This is a genomic window from uncultured Nevskia sp. (assembly GCF_903885465.1).
Taxonomy (GTDB): domain Bacteria; phylum Pseudomonadota; class Gammaproteobacteria; order Nevskiales; family Nevskiaceae; genus Nevskia.
Genome location: NZ_CAISIQ010000514.1, coordinates 1 through 6,484, shown reverse-complemented (window position 1 = coordinate 6,484; position 6,484 = coordinate 1). Strand labels below are relative to the sequence as shown.

At 63.2% G+C, this 6,484-nt stretch carries 5 protein-coding genes; 4 read left to right on the top strand and 1 reads right to left on the bottom strand.

Features of this window, described 5'->3' with window-relative positions:
* From QZY06_RS19815 to QZY06_RS19800, 4 genes are all read left to right on the top strand, one after another.
* Window positions 1–642, top strand: a 642-nt coding sequence (locus tag QZY06_RS19815) for a PDZ domain-containing protein (RefSeq protein ID WP_295687426.1), incomplete at its 5' end; no start/stop codon positions are given.
* A 13-nt stretch (window positions 643–655) separates the two neighbouring features.
* Window positions 656–913, top strand: coding sequence for a glutaredoxin family protein (locus QZY06_RS19810; RefSeq protein ID WP_295687424.1), 258 nt, complete (start codon window positions 656–658; stop codon window positions 911–913).
* Window positions 910–1,833 carry a bestrophin family protein gene (locus QZY06_RS19805; protein ID WP_295687421.1) on the top strand — a complete coding sequence of 308 codons (924 nt, stop codon included), beginning with the start codon at window positions 910–912 and terminating at the stop codon, window positions 1,831–1,833. The genes QZY06_RS19810 and QZY06_RS19805 overlap by 4 nt, the downstream gene beginning before the upstream one ends.
* Before the next feature lie 327 nt (window positions 1,834–2,160).
* Window positions 2,161–6,036 (top strand): alpha/beta hydrolase, encoded by a 3,876-nt coding sequence (locus QZY06_RS19800; protein WP_295687419.1) that lies wholly within the window; start codon window positions 2,161–2,163, stop codon window positions 6,034–6,036.
* Between the two features lie 53 nt (window positions 6,037–6,089).
* On the opposite strand, the gene QZY06_RS19795 is transcribed toward QZY06_RS19800, so the two are convergent.
* Window positions 6,090–6,484: hypothetical protein (locus tag QZY06_RS19795; RefSeq protein WP_295687416.1), on the bottom strand; the 395-nt coding region annotated here is incomplete at its 5' end.

Sequence of the window (6,484 nt, the reverse complement as noted above, 5' to 3'; positions counted from 1 at the left end):
GGCATCGTCATGCAGGAAGTCGACCGCAAGCTTGCCGCTTCATTCGGCATGGACAAGCCGGGCGGCGCGCTGCTGGCCCGGGTGCTGCCGGACAGTCCGGCGCAGCAGGCGGGCTTGAAGGCCGGCGACATCATCGTCAAGTTCAACGACACCGAGATCACCACGTCGCGAACGCTGAAGCCGCTGGTCGGCGACGTGACGCCGGGCGAAACGGTGACCCTGGAAGTGCTGCGCGACAACCGTCGGGTGACGGTCAAGGTCGAGGTCGGCGAGCTTGCCGAGCAGGATCTCGCCGATGGCGACGGTGACGGCAAAAGCAAGCCTTCCGATCCGCAGGTCCAGCCGCCGCCCGATACCGGCAAGCCGCTCGGCATCAGCGTGCAGACCCTGAGCGACATCGAGCGGCGTAGCGAGAAGGTTGTCTCCGGCGGCGTGCGGGTGGTGACGGTCGCTGCCGGTCCGGGCCGCGATGCCGGCCTGCTGGCGGGCGACGTGATCCTGTCGATCGCCGGTCAGGAGATCGACAGTAGCGAACGCTATGCCCAGGTTGCCGAACGCCTGACGCCAGGCCAGACGGTGCCGCTGCTGGTGCAGCGTCAGGGCTCGCCGCTGTTCCTGGCGCTCGCGGTACCGGCCAAGTAGGACCGTTCCTGCGATGACGCTGACCCTGTTGAGTCGCGACGGCTGCGGCCTCTGCGAGGAATTCGCCGATGCTTTCGCGGCCGCGTTTCCGGCGCAGCGTGAGCAATTGCTGATCGCCGATGTCGACAGCCGGCCGGGCTGGCAGGGCCGTTACGGTCTGATCATTCCGGTGCTGCTCGATGACGAAGGCACGGTGATCTGCGAAACCCATTTCGATGAAACGGCGGTCGGCGCCTGGCTGGCCGCGGCACTCAAGAGAGCCCCAGCATGATCGTCCGGCCGCGTCCGCACTGGTTCAGGATGCTGTTCATCTGGCGCGGCTCGGTGCTGCGCAAGCTGGTCGGTCGGCTGCTGACCATCGGTCTCATTTCGGTGAGCGCAGAGCTGATCCATCTGTATGTCGACAACAACTCGCTGACCGGGCTCAACGCCCAGCCGTTCTCGCTGATCGGCCTGGCGCTGGCGATCTTTCTCGGCTTCCGTACCAATGTCAGCCACGCGCGTTATTGGGACGCCCGCAAGCTGTGGGGCAGCATCATGAATGCCTCGCGAGCCCTGGCCCGGCAGACGCTGACCTTGACCGAATGGCCGGCGAAATCCGACGACGCCCAGCGCTTCGTCCGCACCCTGATCGCCCACAGCCACGCCTTGCGCCATCAACTGCGTGCCAGCGATCCCAGTGCCGACCTGCGCCGCCTGCTGGCGGCCGAGGACTTGCCGCGGGTACTCGAGGCGCGCTGGAAGCCGATCGTCATCCTGCAACTGCTCGGCAGCCAGTTGCACACCGCACGCCGCCACGGCGCTTCGACGGATGTGCTGGCGCTGGCGATGGAGAACAACCTGCAGACCCTGGGCGATGCGGTGGGCGGCTGCGAGGCCATTCACGGCACGCCGATTCCGCTGACCTTCTCGGTCCTGGTTCATCGCACGATCTATTTCTACTGCACGCTGTTGCCGTTCGCGCTGGTCGGCAGCATCGGCTGGTACACGCCGGTATTCGCGATGTTCGTGGCCTACACGTTCATGGCGCTGGAAGCGATTGCCGAAGAGCTGGAAGCCCCGTTCGGCATCGACGACAACGACCTGGCGCTGGAGGCGATCTGCGATTCGATCGAAGCCTCGCTGCTGGAAACGCTCGGCGAGCCGCTGCCGCCGACCAAGGCGGTGCCCAAGGATTTCGTGTTGCGCTGAAGGTTTCGCGACCTCACGGCAACGATGAACCAAAATTGGGCATCGTTGATTTTCGACGAACGAGTGCGACTGCCGGACAGGAGGTTGACAGTGTCGGCTCACGTCGCCGGCCAGACGCCATTAGCGCGCAAGTTAAGGTGCGAGCTGAAAACTGTGATCGATGTCACGAAACGGCGGCTGGCGGACGCAGAAATAGTTTTAGCCAATTCAAGGCGATGGCATTTAACAAGAAATTCATTAACGATCCGTTAGGACTTTTAATCTTGTCTCTGTGTTAACTCGCAATAAATCACCTCAAAAAGAAGGTGATGCGATCAGGGACCTGCCATGTTTCGAGCGATTGTTCTGGTGCAGCAGTGGGCTATTGCCTGCACCATTCTGATGCTGCCGGTTGCGGCAGCCTGGGCGGCCGACACAGTCCCCGACGTGATTGCTTTCCAGGCGGTGACCAACGCCGAACCCGGTAGCGTGGTGATCAGTAACAGCCAGACGATCAGCGGCATCGATGCGCCGACCCCGATCAGTGTCAGCGGTGGGGCTTACAGCATCAACGGCAGGGCCTTCACGACCAGCTCCGGACGCGTCGTCAACGGCGATAACGTTCGGGTCAATGTGACGGCGTCTGGCGCGTTTTCCACGGGGGCCAGCGCCAAGCTCAAGATGGGCTCGCCTGCCACATCGACTGCGTTCAAGGTCACCACCCGAAAAGCCGATACCGTTCCGGACGCGTTTTCCTTCGCACCGCGTACCGAAGCAGCGCTCGGCAGTGTCCAGGCCAGTGAGCCGACCACCATCACCGGCATGGAAGCCCCGGCGGCGATCAGTGTCAGCAGCGGCGGCAGCTACAGCATCAATGGCGGCGAGTTCACCACGGTAGCCGGGACCGTCGCCAACAATGCCCAAGTGCGCGCGCGCGGCACGGCGAGCACGAGTGTCAACAAGACGACCAGCGTCACGGTCAAGATCGGCGGTGTCAGCGGCGCTTTCAAGATCACCACGGTGAAGACGGCTGACACCACACCGGACGCTTTCAGCTTCCCGCCGACGGCCAATGCCCTGATCAACAGCTTGCAGACGAGTACTGCGATCACGGTCAGCGGCATCAACACCGGCGCGCCGATCTCGGTAACCGGCGGCAGCTACAGCATCAATGGCCAGCCGTTCACCACCGCAGCCGGCACGGTCAGCAATAGTGACAGCGTCACTGTCCAGCAGACTGCCTCGAGCAACTTCTCGACCACGACGACCGCCGCGCTGAAGATCGGCGCGGTCACGGGTCGTTATGCGGTCACCACCGCGGCGGCAGATACCACGCCCGATGCCTTCGGCTTCGCGTCGATCATCGATGTGCCACTCGGCAGCACCCAGACAAGCGAAGCAATCAGCGTCAGCGGCATCACGGCGCCGGCACCGGTGTCGATCGTCGGCGGGCTTTACAGCGTCGGCGGCGGCCCCTTCACCGATCGCGCTGGCAGCGTCGTCAACGGCGCTACGGTCACCGTGCAGGTGTTGGCAGGGTATGGCTATTCCGAAACCAGGACCGCCACCCTGACCATCGGCGGCGTACGCGGCACCTACAGCGTCACCACGCAGACCTTCACCGCGGATTCCACGCCGGATGCCTTCCGTTTCGAACCGGTCACTGGCGTGCCGGTGGGCAGCGTGCAGCGCAGCCAGCCAATCAAGGTTTCGGGCATCAATATCGCCGTGCCGATCTCGGTCACCGGCGGCCGCTACCAGATCAATGACGGTGCGTTCACCGCAGAATCCGGCCAAGTGGTCAACGGCGATGCGGTTATCGCTGAAGTGCCGGCTTCGAACGCAAATTCCACGACGAGCACGGCGACCGTCAGCATCGGCGGCGTCAGTGCCGATTTTTCAGCGACCACTGCCGCCGGCCCCGTCGCCGACATGGACCCGGATGCCTTCACGTTCGCGCCGACCGTCGACGCAGCGCCGGGTAGCGCCCAGATCAGCGCGCTGACATCGGTCAGCGGCATCAATGCGGTTACCGTGATCTCGATTTCCGGCGGCCGCTACAGCGTCAACGGCGGCGGCTTCACGACGTCTGTCGGTAGCGTCGTCAACGGTGACAGCGTTACGGTGGAATTGATCGCCAGCGACCAGTTCGCCACCGGCACCGAAGCCGTGCTGACCATCGGCAGCATCAGTGCCAGCTATCGCGTCACGACGCGGGCGGCGGACACCACGCCGGACGCCTTCGCGTTTGCCCCGGTCGTCGACGCGGTGCCCGGCAGCACCAGCAGCAGCGCGGCCGTCATCATTGGCGGCATTGACGTGCCGGTGCCGGTCACCATCGTCGGCGGGCAGTACAGCATCGGAGACTCGGCATTCACCGACAGTGCTGGCGAAATCCGCAACGGCGATTCGGTCCGCGTTCGCGTGCTCGCGTCTGCTGCCTACGCGACGACCACCTCGGCAACGCTGAGCATCGGCGGTGTCACTGCGGCCTTCAATGCCACCACGGTGACGGCCGACGTCACGCCGGATGCCTTCAGTTTCAAGGACAACCCGGCCGCCTTCCCGCTGCTGGCAACGGTCAGCGAACCGGTGACGGTCAGCGGCATCACGGCACCGATCACGGCCTCGGTCAGCGGTGGCGAATACAGCGTCAACGGCGCGCCGTTCCTGACCATGCCGGGGCCGGTCAGCAATGGTGACAAGGTGCGTCTGCTGGTGATTCCAACTGCCAATCGCGGCGATGTCACCTCGGCAAGCTTGAGTCTCGGTGGCATCAGCGGCACGTTCACCGTGACCGCCGATGCCCCAGCCGATGATTTCCCGGACATCTTCGAGTTCCGCGACACCGTCGGCCCACGAAGCTCGACGGTCCGCAGCGAAACGATCGTGATGCGCGGCATCAATGTCGCGACGCCGATCTCGGTCAGTGGCGGCAGTTACAGCATCAACGGCGGGGCCTTCACCAGCGCGAAATCGACCGTGCGCGGCGGCGATCAGCTGAGCTTGCAGGCGACCAGCGTCAGCGGCTTCAGCGGCAAGTCGTCGGTGACCCTGACTGTCGGTAGTTCAAGCGCGGTCTGGACAATACGGACTGAAGGCGATCCTTCGAAACTGCAGTCCTTCACCTTGGTCAACGCTTCGATATTTGCCGGTGGTGCCGTAGTGCCGGGGAGTGTCCAGACGACCGTGCCGATCACCGTCTACAACCCGCCATCGGCAACTGCGATCAGCGTCACCGGCGGCAGTTACAGCATCAACGGCGGAGCGTTTACCTCGGCGGCGGGAACCGTTGTCAGCGGCGATCAGGTGGTCGTGCAGTTTTCGGCATCGACGAGCTTCGCCACCCAGACGTCGGTGACGCTGCGCATCGGCTCGTTCAGTTCGACGCTGACGGTGACTTCGACCGTCGACCCGGTGGCGGCCACCCCGACCTCCGAGACCGATTGCAGCAGCTACGTTTATCGGGATCAGGCACCGGTGCCGTTGCGGGTTTTCGTCTGCAAGCCATCGGGATGGCGCGCAACGGATCGCCGATCGGCCCTGGTGCACTGGTTCGGCGGCGGCTTCATCTTCGGCAACGTCGATAGTTCGGCTGGAGAAGCGCGGTACTGGGCAAAGACTTACGGCATGGTCGGTATCGCACCGGATTATCGCGTCAACGATCGTTTCGGAACCTACTGCCAGGTCTCTGCAGATGACGGCCGCGCAGCTGTTCGCTGGGTACAGGATCACGCTGCGGACCTGGGCATCGATCCGGGCCGAGTCGTGGTCTCGGGTTCATCGGCGGGAGGCGGCGTTGCATTCTTCGCAGCAATGCGCGACGCACCGGTGAGCGGCAGCGCCGCGGACAACCCCTTGATGCGGCCTGCCGCGGTCGTGACTCGTGCCGGCGTTCCAGACATCACTACCGAATCCCATATTCAGTCCTACCGCAGTGCCGATCGCTTCTCGACTTACGGATCGATCATCTCTCCCAGCATCAATCTCGATGCCGATTTCCCGCCGGTGCTGATGGATCACGGCGACCAGGACACCACTGTTGCGCCCACCCCCAGCGTCCATTTCTGCTCGGCCTTGATCCGGCTTGGTCGAATCTGCGAGTTCAACAGCAAGGCCGGCTACGGTCACGATCTATCCAGCGGACCGAACGGCCTGGATGATCTCCACGAGGAAACGCGTGTGTTTCTGACAAAACTCGGCTTGTTGCCGGCGCTGCGATAGCGCGTTGAAATGTTATCGGGAGTCGGAAAGACCGGATTTCTCTGACAGCCGAATTAGGCAATGGCCCCTGCGCGATGCTGATTGTCTGGCCAGTCGAGCAAGCCCTGCTCTTTGTCCGCTGACCGCGCCAGCAGGGTGGCTGCGCGCAGGGCATGCCCATTGATGCTGACAAGGACTCCGTGCACCGACGGTCCTTCAATGTTGCTTCGTTCAGCCCCATCTGCTGCTGCGCTACGCAGAGGTGAACAAGCAGGATCGGACATGCCGAATGCCCGAAGACTGTCAACGACTCGTATGGGCAGGGGAAGATCAGGTGATCGGCTTGGCAGCTCCTGCGCAATACGATCAGAGGGCTGGTAGGAATTGTGATTGAGATCACAGTGTTGTAGCTGGAAAAACAATAATAAATTGATGTAATTCAATGAGATATATTGAATCAGCAGGTTCG

Bases quoted from the DNA above. Each gene is read 5' to 3' on its own strand.
- QZY06_RS19805 (WP_295687421.1), top strand. From the start codon at position 910: ATGATCGTCCGGCCGCGTCCGCACTGGTTCAGGATGCTGTTCATCTGG.
- QZY06_RS19810 (WP_295687424.1), top strand. From the start codon at position 656: ATGACGCTGACCCTGTTGAGTCGCGACGGCTGCGGCCTCTGCGAGGAA.
- QZY06_RS19800 (WP_295687419.1), top strand. From the start codon at position 2,161: ATGTTTCGAGCGATTGTTCTGGTGCAGCAGTGGGCTATTGCCTGCACC.